The organism is Rhodococcus sp. SORGH_AS_0303 (assembly GCF_030819335.1).
Taxonomy (GTDB): Bacteria; Actinomycetota; Actinomycetes; order Mycobacteriales; family Mycobacteriaceae; genus Rhodococcoides.
Genome location: NZ_JAUTBO010000001.1, coordinates 3,803,886 through 3,820,296, shown reverse-complemented (window position 1 = coordinate 3,820,296; position 16,411 = coordinate 3,803,886). Strand labels below are relative to the sequence as shown.

16 protein-coding genes and 1 pseudogene are annotated in these 16,411 nt (G+C 68.3%); 5 read left to right on the top strand and 12 right to left on the bottom strand.

Going from position 1 to position 16,411, the window contains the following annotated elements; all coding sequences use genetic code 11:
* Positions 1-84 precede the first annotated feature (84 nt).
* Both QE449_RS18085 and QE449_RS18080 read right to left on the bottom strand, forming a co-directional pair.
* Positions 85-2,473, bottom strand: a pseudogene (locus QE449_RS18085) (HAD-IC family P-type ATPase).
* A gap of 36 nt (positions 2,474-2,509) precedes the next feature.
* Positions 2,510-3,232 (bottom strand): ANTAR domain-containing protein, encoded by a 723-nt coding sequence (locus QE449_RS18080; RefSeq protein ID WP_222627986.1) that lies wholly within the window; start codon positions 3,230-3,232, stop codon positions 2,510-2,512.
* 314 nt (positions 3,233-3,546) lie between these two features.
* Here QE449_RS18080 and QE449_RS18075 point away from each other — a divergent pair, with 314 nt between their 5' ends.
* Complete coding sequence (locus tag QE449_RS18075; protein ID WP_307109319.1) at positions 3,547-5,901, top strand: pyruvate dehydrogenase; 2,355 nt, start codon at positions 3,547-3,549, stop codon at positions 5,899-5,901.
* 13 nt (positions 5,902-5,914) lie between these two features.
* Here QE449_RS18075 and QE449_RS18070 read toward each other — a convergent pair whose 3' ends face one another.
* Genes QE449_RS18070 through QE449_RS18060 form a run of 3 tightly spaced genes read right to left on the bottom strand, consistent with a single transcriptional unit; the run spans position 5,915 to position 6,891 of the window.
* Entirely contained in the window at positions 5,915-6,241 is a 327-nt protein-coding gene (locus tag QE449_RS18070) for a multidrug efflux SMR transporter (protein ID WP_307109318.1), read from the bottom strand.
* Positions 6,241-6,573, bottom strand: coding sequence for a multidrug efflux SMR transporter (locus QE449_RS18065; RefSeq protein ID WP_307109317.1), 333 nt, complete (start codon positions 6,571-6,573; stop codon positions 6,241-6,243). Before QE449_RS18065 ends, QE449_RS18070 begins: the two co-directional genes overlap by 1 nt.
* Before the next feature lie 24 nt (positions 6,574-6,597).
* A complete protein-coding gene (locus tag QE449_RS18060) occupies positions 6,598-6,891 on the bottom strand; it encodes a chorismate mutase (protein WP_037184031.1) in 294 nt (97 codons plus the stop codon).
* Positions 6,892-7,043: 152 nt separating this feature from the next.
* Between QE449_RS18060 and QE449_RS18055 the strand changes: the two genes are divergently transcribed.
* The 4 genes from QE449_RS18055 (at position 7,044) to QE449_RS18040 (ending at position 11,046) form a co-directional block, all read left to right on the top strand.
* Positions 7,044-8,048 carry an iron-siderophore ABC transporter substrate-binding protein gene (locus QE449_RS18055; RefSeq protein WP_307109316.1) on the top strand — a complete coding sequence of 335 codons (1,005 nt, stop codon included), beginning with the start codon at positions 7,044-7,046 and terminating at the stop codon, positions 8,046-8,048.
* Positions 8,049-8,331: 283 nt separating this feature from the next.
* Positions 8,332-8,853 (top strand): MarR family winged helix-turn-helix transcriptional regulator, encoded by a 522-nt coding sequence (locus QE449_RS18050; RefSeq protein ID WP_307109315.1) that lies wholly within the window; start codon positions 8,332-8,334, stop codon positions 8,851-8,853.
* Positions 8,854-8,866: 13 nt separating this feature from the next.
* Positions 8,867-10,063 (top strand): CaiB/BaiF CoA-transferase family protein, encoded by a 1,197-nt coding sequence (locus tag QE449_RS18045; protein WP_222639630.1) that lies wholly within the window; start codon positions 8,867-8,869, stop codon positions 10,061-10,063.
* Positions 10,060-11,046 (top strand): D-glycerate dehydrogenase, encoded by a 987-nt coding sequence (locus QE449_RS18040; protein WP_307109314.1) that lies wholly within the window; start codon positions 10,060-10,062, stop codon positions 11,044-11,046. Before QE449_RS18045 ends, QE449_RS18040 begins: the two co-directional genes overlap by 4 nt.
* A gap of 3 nt (positions 11,047-11,049) precedes the next feature.
* On the opposite strand, the gene QE449_RS18035 is transcribed toward QE449_RS18040, so the two are convergent.
* From QE449_RS18035 to QE449_RS18005, 7 genes are all read right to left on the bottom strand, one after another.
* Positions 11,050-11,403: a hypothetical protein gene (locus QE449_RS18035; RefSeq protein WP_307109313.1), complete on the bottom strand. Its 354-nt coding sequence runs from the start codon at positions 11,401-11,403 to the stop codon at positions 11,050-11,052.
* Positions 11,400-11,753, bottom strand: a complete 354-nt coding sequence (locus tag QE449_RS18030; protein ID WP_051612997.1) for a TetR/AcrR family transcriptional regulator — start codon at positions 11,751-11,753, stop codon at positions 11,400-11,402. The genes QE449_RS18035 and QE449_RS18030 overlap by 4 nt, the downstream gene beginning before the upstream one ends.
* A gap of 18 nt (positions 11,754-11,771) precedes the next feature.
* Positions 11,772-12,833, bottom strand: a complete 1,062-nt coding sequence (locus QE449_RS18025) for a low specificity L-threonine aldolase (RefSeq protein WP_056446597.1) — start codon at positions 12,831-12,833, stop codon at positions 11,772-11,774.
* A gap of 28 nt (positions 12,834-12,861) precedes the next feature.
* Positions 12,862-13,932, bottom strand: coding sequence for an amidohydrolase family protein (locus QE449_RS18020; protein ID WP_222646562.1), 1,071 nt, complete (start codon positions 13,930-13,932; stop codon positions 12,862-12,864).
* Positions 13,933-14,031: 99 nt separating this feature from the next.
* Entirely contained in the window at positions 14,032-15,093 is a 1,062-nt protein-coding gene (locus QE449_RS18015) for a hypothetical protein (RefSeq protein ID WP_307109312.1), read from the bottom strand.
* An 83-nt stretch (positions 15,094-15,176) separates the two neighbouring features.
* Positions 15,177-15,386, bottom strand: a complete 210-nt coding sequence (locus tag QE449_RS18010) for a dodecin (protein ID WP_027504346.1) — start codon at positions 15,384-15,386, stop codon at positions 15,177-15,179.
* A 289-nt stretch (positions 15,387-15,675) separates the two neighbouring features.
* A complete protein-coding gene (locus tag QE449_RS18005) occupies positions 15,676-16,236 on the bottom strand; it encodes a pentapeptide repeat-containing protein (RefSeq protein ID WP_307109751.1) in 561 nt (186 codons plus the stop codon).
* Positions 16,237-16,411: the final 175 nt, after the last annotated feature.

Below are 16,411 nucleotides of genomic sequence, written 5' to 3'. Positions count from 1 at the left end.
ACCCGGGCCGGCGTGAAATGCACACCTGTGAAATGCCCGATTCCCGTCGTCGCCAATCATGCGCAGCACGCGGTGCTGTGCGCGCTACGCCGTGCGGTGCGCGCGGCGCCGCATGGCGGGGCGTACCGCCTCCAGGACCGCGATACCCACTGCCGCGGAGACGAAGGCGAGCACGGTGTAGGACACGTTGCCCGCATCGAGCTCGAAGAAGCGGGCGAGCGGCGGCACGGTGAAGATGACCGCGTAGGCCGCCACGGACACGGTCAGCAGAGTCACCTTCCACCACTGCATGGGCCGGGCCCACCGTCCCGAGGACCCACATCGCGACGACGATCAGCGTGATGAGCGCCGAGGTGCTCGACTGGATCCGGTCCGCCCGCGAGGCATCGGGTCCGTCGTAGGTGGCGAGGTAGGTCGCGAACGTGGCGACACCCACCACCAGTCCGGCGGGGACCGCCTTGCGCAGCACCCGAGGGACGAAGCCGGAGCGGGCCCGTTCGTTGTTCGGCGCCAGCGACAGCAGGAACGCGGGAATGCCGATGGTGAACCACGCCGCGATGGTGACGTGGCGGGGAAGAAACGGGTAGGGCAGCGGGTCGACGTTCACGACCAGGGACAGCAGACCGGACAGCCCGACGAGGACCGCGAGCACCACCGAGTAGACCGTCTTGGTGAGGAACAGCGTGGAGACCCGTTCGATGTTGCCGATGACTCGTCGACCCTCGGCCACCACGTGGGGCAGCGTCGAGAAGGCGTTGTCCAGCAACACGATCTGCGCCACGGACCGCGCCGCGGGACTTCCCGCGCCCATGGCGACACCGATGTCGGCCTTCTTCAGTGCGAGAACGTCGTTGACGCCGTCACCCGTCATGGCCACCGTGTGACCACGGCTCTGCAAGGCGGTGACCATGTCCCGCTTCTGTTCCGGGCGTACCCGTCCGAACACGGCATGACGCTCCATGGTGTCCGCGAGATCGTCCGTGTTCGACGGGAGACTGCGAGCGTCGACCGCATCGCCCGACGGCAGAGCATCGAGCGACCCGGCCACCGCGCCCACGGACACCGCGTTGTCGCCGGAGATGATCTTGACCTGGACGGACTGATCCGCGAAGTAGTTCAGTGTGTCGCCGGCGTCCGCCCGGATCTTCTGCTCGAGCACGACGAGGGCTCGGGGCGTCACGACACCCGGCGCGTCGGCGTGATCCATCGGGAGGTCGCTGGTGGCGAAGAGCAGCACCCTCTTTCCGGCCGCGCCCAGCTCGGTGGCGCGTGCGGAGGCCTCCGATGCCGGATCCAGCAGCACGTCCGGAGCACCGATCAGGAAGTTGCCCGCGTCGGGGAAGGAGACTCCGCTCCACTTCTTCTCCGACGAGAACGGAGCCCGCGCGGACGCCGTCCGGGCAGGCGCGGTCGGAAGCGCGTCGGCGACGGCGATCATGCTGGCGTTCGGTCGATCGTCGTCGGCGACGACGGCGGACAGGTCGCGCCGGACGTCCTCGTCGGACTCGGCCGACAGCACGAGGAGGTCCGACATGACCATCGCGTTCTCGGTCAGCGTTCCGGTCTTGTCGGCGCACACCACGTCGATACGGGCCAGCCCCTCGACCGCCGGAAGCTCCTGCACGAGGCACTGTCGACGTCCGAGGCGGACCACGCCGACGGCGAAGGCCAGTGAGGTGAGCAGGACCAGTCCTTCCGGCACCATCGGGACCAGCGCCGCCACCATGCCGTTGAGCGCGGGGCCGAGCGGCTGGCCCGTGACGACGAGCTGGTTGACGACGATGACGATGCCGGCCGGGACCATCACCCGGGTGATGTGGCGGAGGATGCGGTCGATACCGGACCGGAGTTCGGAGTCGATGAGCGTGAACTTGCCTGCCTCCTCGGCCAACTGGGCCGCGTACGCTTCCCTCCCCACCTTGGTGACGCGGTAGGCTCCGCGGCCGGCGACGACGAACGACCCGGAGAACACGGAGTCGCTCGGGGTCTTGGTCATCGAGTCGGACTCACCCGTCAGCAGTGATTCGTCGACGTCGAGCGAGTCCGCCTCGATCACGTCGCCGTCGACGATGATCTGATCGCCCGGACCGAGTTCCACGACGTCGCCGAGCACCACCTCGTGGGGAGCGAGGTCCCGTGCACGGCCGTCTCGTCGCACGAGGGGCCGACTCTGGCCCACGATGGCGAGCGCGTCGAGGGTGCGCTTCGCGCGCAGTTCCTGGATGATGCCGATCCCGCTGTTGGCGACGATGAGCAGACCGAACATCGCGTCGATGATCGATCCGGTCGACAGCACGATGACGAGAAGTACCGCCAGAATCGCGTTGATGCGCGTGAAGATGTTGCCGCGCAGGATGTCTGCGACCGACCTCGAGGAGCGGGCCGGCACGTCGTTGGACCGACCCTGCGATGCGAGGGTCTCCGCTTCCGCTGTGGTGAGTCCGACTGCGGTGGGGACGTCGCTCGACAGCATGAAGGGGAGCCTAGTGGGTGTCGGCGACGACGGTCGTCAGCCTCGTTGGTCGTCCAGCACCCGTCGAGCCTGCTCGGTGACCGTGGTCCCAGCGCTGTAGGCCTGTGCTCGCAGCAGTGCCGACGCGGCCTGGACGCCGAGGTGGTGCCGAGCGACCACCACGCCGATCGCCAGGTGCACGGTCGACAGGTCGAAGCCGTGGTCGGGCCCGCCGTCGACGGCCGTGAGGACAGTGTCTCCGTCCAGGTCGTCGCACAGGGGAACTCGCGGCGCAAGCAACTCCGGGCGGCGTTCCACGAGCGCTGCGATGGCGGCGTCGGAGTGCGTGCTGCTGCGGCGTCGACCACGCCAGTACATCTGGAGCGTTCCCAGGGGGGTGGCGGGTGCACCGATGGGGAACGTCGCGACCTCGACGACTCCGAGGGTCGCCAATTCGTCGACGAGAGTGGTCCAGCGGACGCCGTGGTCAGGGTCCTCGACATCGAGTCGGCTGTGTCCCGCTCCCGCCATCGACTCGGTGTGCGGTCCGCAGCCGAGCAGGTACTGGAGGTCGGCCAGCCGCTCCGCCAGGTCGTCCGTCGCGTACGTGACGAGCCGGACGTCGGCATCGGCCGCCGATTCCGCCACCACGGCGGCTCCGTCCGCCCGGCACCACTGCACGCACGCGGCCAGCCATGTCTCCGCAGTGCGTCCGGACCGCAGGGCGCCCATGACGCGTTCGTCTGGTGGATGGGGCTCGCGGGCCGAGTTCGATGCCATGGGGCGTCCTTCGCTGCGTTCGTGTAACCGGTTCGTGGACCGCAGCTGAGGGTGTGTCTCGCCGTTCATCGTGTACCCGTCCGTCGGCACCGCACACCACATCCGGCCGGTGTCCTCGAACACGGGCGCCCACTCACCGGGTGTCGCCGGTCACCCGAGTGGTCGACACGCTCGGAACACCCACGACGACATGCGGTGCTGTGCGCAGAATGCTCGGTCGCGGAGCTGGATCTTGCGCAGTCGGCAAGACCGTGGTCACCTGGGGATCTCCGCGAAGCATCGAGCCGGAGATGACGTCCTGAGGGGGAAGCGCCATGACCAGCAACGAGCATGTCGATGATCGAGCGCCACAGACGGTGGAGACCCTGGAGGAGATCGCACAGCGTGTGTTGTGGCTGTCGACCTCGATGATCCACCACGCCAATCGAATTCGGCCCAACCCCAGCGGACTCAAAGTCGGAGGCCACCAAGCCTCGTGCGCGTCGATGGTGTCGATCATGACCTCCCTGTGGTTCGAACAGTTGCAGCCCGGGGACCGGGTGTCGGTCAAGCCGCACGCGTCTCCGGTGCTGCACGCGATCAACTACCTCCTCGGTGAGTTGGACGAGAAGTACCTGACGACGCTGCGGTCCTACGGCGGGCTGCAGTCCTACCCCTCGCGCGCCAAGGACCCCGACACCGTCGACTACTCCACCGGGTCCGTGGGAATCGGAGCGACCGCACCGATCTGGGGCGCGATGTCGCGCCGCTACGTCGACGCCGCCTTCGGTGACGCGCACGACGACGCCCGGACAGCGACCGGATTCCGGGGGCGGCAGTACTCGCTCGTCGGCGACGCCGAACTGGACGAGGGCGCGGTGTGGGAAGCGGTGATCGACCCGGGAATCGCCGACCTCGGCGAGATCGTGTGGATCGTCGACCTGAACCGCCAATCGCTGGATCGAGTGGTGCCTAACTTCGCTGCGCGGCGGCTGGAGAAGATGTTCGACGCCGCCGGCTGGCAGGTCGTCACGGTCTCGTTCGGCACCCTTCTCGACGCATTGTTCGCCCGTCCCGGCGGCGAGGCCCTGCGCGAACGCATCGTCGACATGCCGAACCCGGAGTACCAACGCCTCCTGCGCTGCACGGCGGACGAACTGCGCACCCGACTGCCCGGCGCCGGGCCCGGTGCCGAACGGATTCGTGCCCTCGTCGCCGATCTGGACGATGCCGCTCTGACGGAGGCCGTCCGCAACCTGGGCGGACACGACCTCGCCGCACTGCGCGCCGCGTTCGCCCGTATCGACGACACCCGTCCCACCGTGATCATCGCGTACACCGTCAAGGGCTTCGGGTTGCCGACGCAGGGTCATCCGCAGAATCACTCGTCGTTGCTGACGGTCGAGGAGTACGCCGCACTCGCCGGCACGCTGGGCACCGACCCCGACGCGCCCTGGGCACGATTCTCGGACGACAGTCCGGCCGGGCGGGTGTGCGCGGACACCGCGGACCGGCTGCGCCGGGAACCGATACACACGGCCGAGCCTCCCTCGGTGCCCACCGACATCGGGCGCACGCCCAAGGGAACGGCGACGACGCAGGCCGCGCTCGGTCGCGTCCTGCTCGACCTGACCAGAGCGGCGCCGGAAGCCGCCCGACGTGTGGTGACCGTCAGCCCGGACGTCAGTTCCACCACCAACCTGGGCGGCTGGGTGAACAAGGTCGGAGTGTGGTCGTCCTCGGAGCGCCACGACTGGTTCGGTGACGACGCCGAGACGATCATGCACTGGCGCGAGAGCCCCACGGGGCAACACATGGAACTGGGCATCGCCGAGACCAACCTCGTCGGACTGATGGGCGAGCTCGGTGCGACGTGGAGCCGGTGGGGAGAGCCGCTGTTCCCGATCGGAGTCATGTACGACCCGTTCGTCGAGCGCGCGCTCGAGCCGTGGTCGTACGGCATCTACGCAGGCGGACAGTCCATCCTCGTCGGCACCCCCTCGGGAGTGACCCTGGCGGCGGAAGGTGGTGCGCACCAGTCGATCAAGACCCCGTCGATCGGTCTGGAGCAGCCCGGGTGCGTGAGCTGGGAACCGGCGTTCGCGATCGACGTCGAGTGGACGCTGCTGGCGGCGATCGGACGGTTGGGGCGCCCGGGCGGCACGTCGGCGTATCTGCGCCTGTCGACCAGGCCGGTCGATCAGTCGCTGGCGAACGTTCCGGCGGATCCGGCGGCGCGGGAGCGCCGACGGCGGCAGGTGGTCGCCGGGGGATACCCGCTGGTGCGGCGGGACGGTGCGGTGGTGACCATCGCGGCGATGGGCGCGATGGTCACCGAGGCCCTCGCCGCGGCGGAGCGGCTCGAACAGATCGGGCTCGCTGCCGACGTCCTGTGCGTCACGAGTCCGGGGGAGCTGTATCGGGCGGTGCAGGCACGGCAGGGGCATCTCGAGGCGGAGTCGTGGATTCTCGATTATCTGCTGCCGGCAGAGCGGGCGGCGCCGATGGTGACGGTCCTCGACGGTCACCCCCACACGCTCGCGTTCCTGGCGACGGTGAATCGGGTGCCGTCCACGTCTCTCGGGGTGAGTGAGTTCGGTCAGGTCGGCGCACTCGACGAGGTGTACCGCCACCATCAGATCGACACCGACTCGATCGTCCGGGCCGCACTCGACGTCACCGGTCACTGACTGCTCGGCAGGTTCATCGAGCGGCCGCGGCACCGAGTTCGATGAGCAGGACGCCGATGACGATGCATGAGATCCCGCCGAGCATGCGGCGGGTCAGGGGTTCTCGAAAGAGGTACCGGGAGGCCACGGCGGTGAGGGCAACTCCGGACGCGGCCCAGATGCCGTAGGCCACTCCCAGGGCCAGACCGGAACGGAGCGCACCGAGCAGGGCGACGAACGCGAGGAGATAGCCGAGAGCGACGACCCCGTAGAACGCGGGGCGTCCGGTGGCCGCCACGCGGAGCGACAGCGTGGCCGACACCTCGAGGAGGATGGCGCCGAGGAGGAAGAGGTACTGCATCACGGTTCCCGCTCTGCGGGGTGGGACCCGGTCTCGACGAGGAGTACACCGACGATGACCAGTCCGATTCCGAGACCCATCACGATGGTCAGCGGTTCACCGAAGAGCGATGACGCGAGAAGGGCGGTGAGAGCGACACCGCTTGCTCCCCAGATACCGTAGGCGACACCGAGGGCCATACCGCGGCGCAGTACGGACGCGAGTCCGACGAAGGCCAGCAGATAGCCGATGATCACCACGACGTAGAGGACGGGACGGGTCTCGGAACCTTTGAGCGACAGGGTGGCGGACACTTCGGCCACTACGGCCGCCGCCAGAAGGAACCACACCATGCGGTAGTTCTACCGCGGGCGGGACTAGCGAGCGATCTGTCCGCGGCCCATGCGCAGGAGGAGCATGCCGAGGGTGCGGCCCTCGCGGCCGAGATCACCGAAGTGCTGGAGCACCGACATCTCGCGTGCGGACGATGCGGCCGAGCGGGGCTCCATCATGCCGACAGTGCGAGTGAGCTCGGTGCGTCGTGCCACTGCGGCCAGGATCTGGGCGTCGAGACGCTCGATCTCGTCGTGCATGGAGTCGATGTCGTGGGCGGTGTCGGCACCGTGGTTGCGCGTGACGTCTGCGGTGGCGAAGTCGGTTGCAATGCTCATGTCTACTGAATCGCGCCCATCCCGAATTTCATTACCGATCTGCCGAGATATTTTTCGGCGACCAGTCGAGAACGGGTCTCACCTGCGGTGATGCTGATTGTGAGCTGGATCGCAGTGCGCCCGTGGGCCTCAGATTAGGTTAGGCTAACGCAATGTTTCTCACCGTGTGTGCGCCCGTGAGGCGACTGATCTCTGTACTCGTCGCGACGGTGGCCCTCACCGTGTCGTGCTCGTCGGCCGCCACCGAGGACGGCCGCGACGCGGCGCAGACAGCGGCCGGCGGCGTCTATCCCGCGACGGTCGACACCGCGTTCGGCGCCGTCGACCTCGAATCGGCGCCGACGCGCGTCGTGGCGCTGGGGTGGGGGGACGCGGAGACGGCATTGGCCCTCGGGTTCCAGCCGGTCGGTGCCAGCGACTGGCTCGACTTCGGCGGAGAGGGCGTCGGTCCGTGGGCGGAGGGTCTCTACGACACACCACCCGAGATCATCGGAACCCTGGAACCGTCCTACGAAGCCGTGGCGGCACTCGAGCCGGATCTGATCCTCGACACCAAGAGCTCGGGCGACGTCGGCCGGCACGACCGCCTGGCGGCCATCGCCCCGACCGTCGGCATCCCGGAGGGTGCGGAGAACTACACGACGTCCTACGAGGATCAGGTCACCATGGTGGCCGCGGCGCTCGGTGTGCCCGAGAAGGGCGCCGAGCTGATCGCAGGGCTGGACGACGGCTTCCGCACGGCCGCTGCGGACCATCCGGAGTTCGCAGAGAAGACCGTGACGGTGGGCGCCCTCAGCGGAACCGGCTACGGCGCCTACATAGAGGACAGCGAGCGGGTGCAGTTCCTGATGCGGCTCGGGTTCCGGCAGAACCCGACCATCGCATCGATGACCCCGGTGCGGTTCTCCGTACCGATCGCGGACGAGCAGCTGGGTCTGCTCGACGCGGATCTCGTCGTCATGTTTCCGATCGGCAAGACTGCGCAGGACATCGAGCAGAACCCGCTGTTCCGCAGCATCCCGGCCGTGGCGCAGGGGCATGCGATCGTGTTCGACGACCCGGCGGTGGCGAAGTCCTACTCCACCAACTCGGCGCTCTCGCTGCAGTACGCACTCGACACCGTGGTGCCCATGCTGGCGGAGGCGCTCCGGTCGTGATGCTCGGAGGCGATCGCTCACGCGTGCCTTCACCAGCGGCGCGACCTCGGTGCCGAGCAACTCGATGCCCCGCAGCATGGTCCGTCCAAGAGATGCGCCACCCGCTCGCGAGCGGTGACGCGGTGGCCGGTGTCGTACTCGACGACGGCCGCCACGAAGTTGTCGATCCCGATCTGCATTGGTGCCGTTCTGCCGATGTAGTGAAGTGTCAACACTCTGTGGTGTCGTCGAGTTGAATCTTCAAGTTGGGGTAGTGAAGGTTCGCGACACCTAGGCTGGGTGTGTGAACGACGACGTCGAGTGGCTGCGACCCGACGAGGTACGCGCGTGGCTCGCGGTCGCAGGACTCCTCGAGGCGCTCCCCGCAGTACTGAACTCGCAATTGAAGAACGACGCGGGGGTCAACCACTTCGAATACATGCTTCTGGCCGGTCTGTCCGAGTCGCCTGGTCGGAGTTCGCCGACGAGTGAGATCGCTGCCTTCGCCGCAGGATCACTTTCTCGGGTCTCCCACGCACTCACGCGTATGGAGTCGCGGGGGTGGGTCGAACGGGGGCCACGCGGAGGCCCCGGTGGGCAGACCGCGGTGACGTTGACCGACGAGGGCATGGAGATCGTTCGTCGCGCGGCTCCCGGTCACGTCGCGCAGGTGCGAGAACTGGTTGTCGACCGCCTCGGTCGTGAGGACGCACTCGAGCTCGGGCGACTCGCGGGCCGGGTGCTCGACGGTGCGAACCCGGCGGTCCACAGGATGCTGATGGACCGGTATCCCGAGCAGGACGTGCGCCCGGACGACCGGGACTGACGGAGAGGACCCCATGTCGCTACCGCTGACCGGCATTCGAGTGCTGGAGCTCGGCAACTACATCGCCGCGCCGACCGCGGGACGCATGCTCGCGGACTTCGGCGCGGAGGTGATCAAGGTCGAGCGACCCGGCACCGGCGACGAGATCCGGAACTGGCGTCTCTATTCCGGTACCACGTCGATGTTGTACCGGACGATCAACCGCAACAAGAAGTCGATCGTGCTCGATCTGCGCACCGAGCAGGGGCGGCAGGACGTGCTGGATCTCGCCGCGCAGTGCGACATCGTGCTCGAGAACTTTCGGCCCGGCACTCTCGAGAAATGGGGACTCTCGCCGGAGCGGTTGAGCGAGAGGAACCCCGATCTCATCATCACCCGCATCTCCGCTTTCGGGCAGACCGGTCCGATGGCCGAGCGTCCGGGCTTCGCCGCCGTCGCCGAGGCCTACGGGGGATTTCGCAACCTCGTCGGCGACCCCGACCGACCACCGGTTCGCGTCGGAGTGTCGATCGGTGACTCCATCGCCGGCCTCTACGCCGCCTTCGGTTGTGTCATGGCTCTGTTCCGACGCCAGACCGCGTCGAGCGAGCTCTCGCTCGAGCAACGCTCGATCGACGTCGCGCTCAACGAGTCGATTCTGTCGATGATGGAATCGCTGGTACCCGACTACCTCGCCTACGGAGTGGAACGCGAGCGCACCGGTGGGCGGATGGAAGGCATCGCGCCCTCGAATGCGTACCCGTGCAACGACGGTCACTCGATCATCATCGCCGGCAACGGCGACGCCATCTTCCAGCGCTACATGGAGACGATCGGTCGGCCGGATCTCGGCGCGGATCCCGAGCTGTCCGCCAACGCCGGCCGCTGGCGACGTCGGGACGAACTGGACGCGGCCATCTCCGCCTGGACCATGCTGCACTCCCGCGACGAGGCGTTGGCGGTGCTCGATCGGGCCGGTGTGCCGTCGGGGCCCATCTACACGGCCGCCGACATCGTGCGGGATCCACAGTACCGAGCGCGCAACATGATTCAGACGTTCCCCGTGGACGTCGGTGGTGAGACTCCGGTGGACGTGGGTTTCGTCGGTGTGGTGCCCGTCATCGGCGACGCGTCCGTTCCCATCCGATCGCTCGGACCGGACCTCGGCGAGCACACCGCCGAAGTACTGCGGGAACTGTTGGGACGCACCGAGAGCGAGCACGACGCATGACACGGATTCTGGTCACCCTGCCGATTCCCGAACCAGGTATGGAGATTCTGCGCCGCGCCGCCGACGTCGACGTGATCGCGCTCGATCACGTCGCGCTGGCGGAGCGATGCGCCTCCGGCGACTACGACGTGGTGGTGGCCCAGCTCCGGGACCGGTTCGACAGCGCACTGCTCGCCGGTGCGCGCCTGCGTGGGATCTCCAACTACGCGGTGGGTGTCGACAACATCGACGTCGGCGCCGCCACCGCCCGAGGCATCGTCGTCGGGAACACTCCGGGCGTCCTGACGGACTCCACGGCGGACATCGCTCTCCTGCTGATGCTGGCCACAGCGCGTCGGGCGCTCGAGGCGGACCGGACGGTGCGCGCCGGTGATTTCACCGGATGGGCACCGGACCTGATGCTCGGCACGGACGTGTCCGGACGGGTGCTGGGACTGGCCGGATTCGGGCGCATCGCTCGCGCGACGGCGCGGCGCGCTCTCGGATTCGGTATGACGGTGCGGTTCTGCCCACGGCCCCCGTCCGACAGGCCCGTCGACGATGCGGAGCTCGACGAGTTCGGCGGTCGCGTCGAGCACGTCTCGTGGGACGAGTTGGTGGCGACGAGCGACTTCCTGTCCCTGCACGTTCCGCTGACCGAGGCGACGTACCACCTCGTCGATGCTCGGGTTCTCGGCGCGATGAAGACCTCCGCGATTCTGGTGAACACCGCGCGCGGGCCGGTGGTCGACGAGTCCGCGCTGGTGGAGGCGTTGCGCGACGGCGTGATCGCCGGTGCGGGGCTCGACGTCTACGAGGACGAACCAGCCGTTGCGCCCGGCCTGCCGGAGCTGGCAAACACCGTGCTGTTGCCGCACGTCGGGAGCGCGACGGTGTCGGTGCGGAGCGAGATGGCGCGTCTGTGCGCGGAGAACGCCGTCGCGATGGCCGCCGGCGAGCTGCCGCCCCACGCAGTCAATCCGGAGGCATGGGCGGACCTGTGAGAACTAGGTCGCGAGTGCGGAGTTGACCGCATTCTCCGTCCCGGTCGGATCGTCCACCGTCAGGACGAGTCGATCGAACCGTCCGGTGCCGTCGAGCTCGATCACGATGTTGCGCACCGGGTCCCCGACGTTCCAGAACACTTTCTCGCCGTCACGATGGAAGGTGCCGGCGTACTTTCCCGGTATCGAGAGGCCCGGAGCCCTGATGCCCCTGGGCTCACGCCGTACACCGGTGTCGACGGTGGCGCCCTTCACCTCGGACAGCGGAATGTCGAGTCGGCGCGTGAAGCTCCAGAGCTTGTCGAGGCCGCGTGGTTCGACGACCAGTCGGCCGTCGACGATGGTCACGGTGTTCATGCTGTGCCCTTTCTCTCGATGCAGGCGCGCGTGAGTATCGCGTCGCCCAGTGCCCGTGCGTCGATGTTCTCGGCAACCAACTTCTCGCGGATCTCCTGCCTCACCGAGGGATCGGAGGGGGCCAGATCCATGAGAGCGACGAGAAGCAGAGGCATCGTGGAGTGCGTCGAGCGCAGTGCGGTGAGGAACAGTCCGCGCTTGCTTCCGAACGCGTTGTAGAGGCTCGCCCGTCGGATGCCGACGGCGTCGAGGATCTGATCGACGGACGCGCCGGTGTAACCGTGACGGACGAACGTGTCGACGGCGGCCGCGAGCACAGTGTCCGTGTCGAACTCGCGCGGTCTCGGCATGCACCCATTCTAGACTGATCAGTCAATAATGGCGAGTGCCCGCACGGCATCGACGAACGCGTCCACGTCGCGCGCAGTGTGCGCGAACGACGTCACGAGACGCACGACCCCCGGCTCCCACCGGTCGTCGTAGAACGTGAATCCGCGGTCGTGCAGTGCCTGTGTCAGAGCAGCGGGGAAGCGGAAGTAGGACATGTTCGCCGACGCGTCGCCCACGACCTCGATGCCCCCGATCTGTCGGAGCCCGTCTCGGAGCCGCGCGGCCATCGCGTTGGCGTTCCGCGCATGACGCATCCAGAGGTCGTTCTCCAGGTACGCGACCAGTTGCGCGCTCTGGAACCGCATCTTGGACGTCAGCTGGCCACCGCGCTTGTGTCGGAACGCCAGTTCGGTGGACAACGAGGGATCGAACGACACGATGGCCTCGGCGGTCATCGTGCCGTTCTTCGTCGCGCCGAAGGACAGGATGTCCACGCCTGCTCGCCAGGTCATCTCGGCCGGCGTGCACTCGAGGGCCACGAGCGCGTTGGCGAACCGGGCGCCGTCCATGTGCACGCGGAGTCCGGCATCGTGCGCGATGGTCGACACCTCACGCACCTCGTCGAGGGTGTGGACGCTGCCCGTCTCGGTGACCTGCGTGAGGCTCACCACCGACGGCTGGACACTGTGGACGTCGCCGCGTCGTCGCACGACCGCGGCGCGCAGTGCGGTGGGATCCATCGTCGAACGTGGGCCGTCCACGAGGACGATCTTGGCGCCGTCGGTGAAGAACTCCGGAGCGCCGGCCTCGTCGTTGGTGATGTGGCCGTCGGGATGAGTGAGGATGCTGCCCCACGGCGGTGTACACGCGGCCAGCGCCAGTCCGTTGGCCGCCGAACCGGTTCCGACGACGAACACGTCGACGGGACGCTCGAAGACGTCGGCCATCAGCGTCGTGAGACGAGCGGACGTCGGATCGTTGCCGTACGGGGCTGCGAGCCCGGTCGATGCCTCCGCCATGGCCGCGAGGATCTCCGGGGCGGTGCCCGCGGCGTTGTCGCTGAGATATCCGGTGAGTGGGGCAGTGGTGCTCGTGGCCATACCCCCATGGTGGCAGAACCTCGACCGGCTACCGCAGCTCCGCCGCCAGCCGAGGGAGCAGCGCGAGGGGATTGGCGCGTTCCACCCGTGCCCGGCCGTCGCCGTCGAACACGTCGGACAGGCCGGGGGCCGGGTCGTCCGTGTCCGAGGCGGAGTAGGTAAGTCCGCTGAAGGGCCAGTCGGTTCCGAAGACGATGTGGTCGACGTCGGTCACCTCGAGCACCGATCGCAGCGACGACGCCGAGGCGGACAGTGCGGTGTCGTAGTGGAAGCGTCGCAGTGCACCCTCGAGGCCGAGCAGCGACACGGACGGGATCTGGTCCGGTGCGACGGCGCGGGGCGCATTCAGCCGCGTGGCGAGGTACGGCAGGCAACCACCCGCGTGAGCGAGGACGAAGCGGATGTTCGGATACCGGTCGAGGGTGCCGGCCGCGATCATCTCGACCGCGGTCCGTGTGGTCTCGAACGGAAACTCGAGGAGGAAGCTCGGAAGCGGCAGTGGGGGAGCCGAACCCGCGGGGAGCTCGCCGGGGTGCACGAAGACGAGGGCGGACCGCGCGTCGAGCAACGCCATGATCGGCTCGAAGCGTGGGTCACCGAGGTAGATGCCGTCGTACGACGACAGCAGTGCCACCCCGTCCATTCCCAGCACGTCCAGGCCGTACGCGATCTCGGCGAGGGACGCCGGCACGTCCGGAAGTGGCACGGTGACCAGGGAGCCGAAACGAGTGGGATGCAGTCGAACCTGGTCGGCCGCGTAGTCGTTGCAGGAGCGCGCGAGGCGCACCGCCTCGAGGCCGCGCACGAACCGCACTCCGGGGTCGGAGATCGAGAGCACCTGGGCCGCGATGCCGAACTCGTCCATGAACGCGAGAGCGGACTCCGGCGACCACGCGGGCAGCGGTAGGCCGCCCGGAACCAGAAGCCCGGCGCGCAGCACGGCCTCCCGATACATCGGCGGGATCATGTGCGCGTGTAGGTCCACTCGATACGCGCCTGTGGGAGCGGCCGAGGCCGTCGGTCCCGTGGCCGCGAGCAGTCCCGTGCCGAGCACGCCTCCGCCGATCAGAGTCTGCAGAGCCTGTCGTCGTGTCGCCATCGTCGTTCCCCCCGTGTGCGGAAGCCGTCCCCCCGGCTCCGCGGCAACGTAACAGGCGTCGGTGCCACTCCTGATGTTTTCATCGGAATTCGGGACCGGTCACGAGTCGACGTGGTCCTGCGTGTCGTCCAGTCGGCCGGCAGCTGCGCGTCGACGAAGGACCTCGCGGTGTCCGAACGTCGCACGGAGAATCTGCTCCCGGTCGGCCACGGTGCTGCCGGCGGCGCCCGCCACGGTGCCGAGTGATGCCGAGAGCCAGGCCAGGCGAACGTAATCGGAGAGGTTCGCCGCACGCCCGATCTGTTCGGACAGGAACGACGGAGAGATCACCACCGCGGCCGCCGCGCCGACCACCGCGAACAGGACCGCGTACATGACGGCCACCCCGAACACGACCGTACCGAGGGTGGCGAGGTTGTACATCGTGCGATCGAACCCACGCTCGCGTCGAGCGCGCCTCTCCCACAGTCCGTTCGGCACGATGAGCCATGTCGTCACGGCCACGAGGGCGGTGGCGGACACCGCTGACAGACGCACGATCGACATCGAGGCCGCCATCTGCCAGATGCTCGAGTAGAAGAGGCCGAACGCGGACGTCGCGGTCGCCGCGGCGAGTGCGCCGGACAACGTCGGCATCAACCGCCACGGGCGGTTGGTGCGGATCATGCCCGCGACCACTCGCGCTCGTCCCGCCAGGGCGGGCGCCACCAGGGCGTCGTGGCCGGAGACGGTGGACCAGTGCGCGAGACCCGTGGCGGGATCGGGCCTGTCGACACCGGTGGCGTCGCGTAGCGCTTCCAGCGCGGCCAGCGTGACGGCGCGCGCCCGCGGCGCGACTCGGTGGGTCCCGAACGACGGAACGTAGACGACCACCATCGACGGCCCGACGATCTCGGCGAGTACGGGGCGGGACCGCACGCGCCGCGGTATCTCGGACACGCACACGGTGAGGATGTCCTCGCTGCCCCCGGTATGGCCGAGCAGGGACGCCCAGGTGTCCAGGTCGGGGCTGCCACTCTGTACCGGTGGCAACGGGATCGCGACCTGGTCGACGGTGAGCACGTCGCCGTCGCGCGTGGCCGATCCGTCGAGATCGGCCGCGACGGAGTCGGCGACGGCGGCGGCGAAGCCGGGATCGGACGCGACTCTGACGACGGGCATCCTGGTCGGCTACCCGTCGTGCTCGATCGGAAACGGGCACCGGGGCCGCCGCGTTCCCGCCGAGTCGTCGCCCGCCCGATCACTCAGTCGTCGAGTTTGAAGCCGACCTTCAGCGTCACCTGGAAGTGCGCGACCGCGCCGTTCTCGATGTGTCCGCGGGTCTCGGTGACCTCGAACCAGTCGAGCTCCCGCAGTGTGCTGCTCGCGCGGGAGATGGCCTTGCGGATGGCGTCGTCGACACCCTCCGTCGAGGTTCCGACGATCTCGGTGACGCGGTAGACGTTGTCGCTCATGGTGTGCCCTTCACTCGGTGACAGTTCCCCGTCATCGTGCGTCCTCGGGTGTCGTCCGGTCCAGGGTTCCGATCATCGCGGTTCGACGCGGTCGAGCACCTGTGTCCGTTTCGGAAGTGGGTGGCTCGGGTAGAAGACGTGCGGCGGCAGCGGCGGCGCGTGCGTCGGCGTGGACGCCCGGTGAGGTTGAGACCACAGCCTGCCGATGGAACGGCCTTCCCGCACGGACCACGCGGGCGGGGAGGCCGTGTCCGTCTTCTATTCGGAGTCGGGCGGAGGTCGGATCTACTCAGTCCGAGACGGTGAGACCGTGCGCGTGTACGTAGGCGAGTGCCTGGACCGTGTCGATGCGGGCTCCGTCGAGCACGGCCGACGTCCAGAACGTGGCATCGGCGATGCTGCCCCGCAGATCCGCATCGTTCAACCGGAGCCCGGAGGTGCGGGCACCGCCGAAGTCGACACCGCGCAGCGTGGCCTTGCGGAGATCGGTCCCGACGAGGTTGGCGTCACGCAGGCGCGCCCCGGTGAGGTCGAGTCCGCGGAGGTCGAGACCGCCGAGCGAGGTGAGCATGAGATCGACCTCGTCGAAGACCGCGGGCGTGATGCGCGAGTCCGCGATGGCGGAACCGAGAAACGATGTGCTGCGGAAGGTGCTGTGCCACAACCGGCTCCGCCGGAACTCGCAGTTGCGGAAGGCCGACCCGACGTGCGTCGAGTCCGTCAGATCCACGCCGGAGAAGTCGCAGTCGGTGAAGACGACACCGTGGGTGGTCAGACCGCCGAGGTCCGCGTCGATGAAGCTGCAGGACGTGTACGAACGCCTGTCCCACCGCTGGCCGTGTGCGTCGATCTCGTTGTAGTTCTCGTCCTCGAACGACCGGTCGGCGAATTCGTCCTCCACACGGGGGACTCTAGCGGGAAGGCCGGAGGCCGGTCGGGGTGTGGCGGGAAGGCCGGAGGCCGGTCGGGGTGTGGCGGGAAGGCCGGAGGCCGGTCGGGGTGTGGCGGGAAGGCCGGGGTCGGTC

What these genes read in the sequence shown, in the direction of transcription:
- QE449_RS18035 (WP_307109313.1), bottom strand. Translation starts at nt 11,403, where the DNA reads ATGAACACCGTGACCATCGTCGACGGCCGACTGGTCGTCGAACCACGC.
- QE449_RS18075 (WP_307109319.1), top strand. Translation starts at nt 3,547, where the DNA reads ATGACCAGCAACGAGCATGTCGATGATCGAGCGCCACAGACGGTGGAG.
- QE449_RS18045 (WP_222639630.1), top strand. Translation starts at nt 8,867, where the DNA reads ATGTCGCTACCGCTGACCGGCATTCGAGTGCTGGAGCTCGGCAACTAC.
- QE449_RS18065 (WP_307109317.1), bottom strand. Translation starts at nt 6,573, where the DNA reads ATGGTGTGGTTCCTTCTGGCGGCGGCCGTAGTGGCCGAAGTGTCCGCC.
- QE449_RS18010 (WP_027504346.1), bottom strand. Translation starts at nt 15,386, where the DNA reads ATGAGCGACAACGTCTACCGCGTCACCGAGATCGTCGGAACCTCGACG.
- QE449_RS18015 (WP_307109312.1), bottom strand. Translation starts at nt 15,093, where the DNA reads ATGCCCGTCGTCAGAGTCGCGTCCGATCCCGGCTTCGCCGCCGCCGTC.
- QE449_RS18070 (WP_307109318.1), bottom strand. Translation starts at nt 6,241, where the DNA reads ATGCAGTACCTCTTCCTCCTCGGCGCCATCCTCCTCGAGGTGTCGGCC.
- QE449_RS18080 (WP_222627986.1), bottom strand. Translation starts at nt 3,232, where the DNA reads ATGGCATCGAACTCGGCCCGCGAGCCCCATCCACCAGACGAACGCGTC.
- QE449_RS18030 (WP_051612997.1), bottom strand. Translation starts at nt 11,753, where the DNA reads ATGCCGAGACCGCGCGAGTTCGACACGGACACTGTGCTCGCGGCCGCC.
- QE449_RS18055 (WP_307109316.1), top strand. Translation starts at nt 7,044, where the DNA reads ATGTTTCTCACCGTGTGTGCGCCCGTGAGGCGACTGATCTCTGTACTC.
- QE449_RS18020 (WP_222646562.1), bottom strand. Translation starts at nt 13,932, where the DNA reads ATGGCGACACGACGACAGGCTCTGCAGACTCTGATCGGCGGAGGCGTG.
- QE449_RS18060 (WP_037184031.1), bottom strand. Translation starts at nt 6,891, where the DNA reads ATGAGCATTGCAACCGACTTCGCCACCGCAGACGTCACGCGCAACCAC.
- QE449_RS18040 (WP_307109314.1), top strand. Translation starts at nt 10,060, where the DNA reads ATGACACGGATTCTGGTCACCCTGCCGATTCCCGAACCAGGTATGGAG.
- QE449_RS18025 (WP_056446597.1), bottom strand. Translation starts at nt 12,833, where the DNA reads ATGGCCACGAGCACCACTGCCCCACTCACCGGATATCTCAGCGACAAC.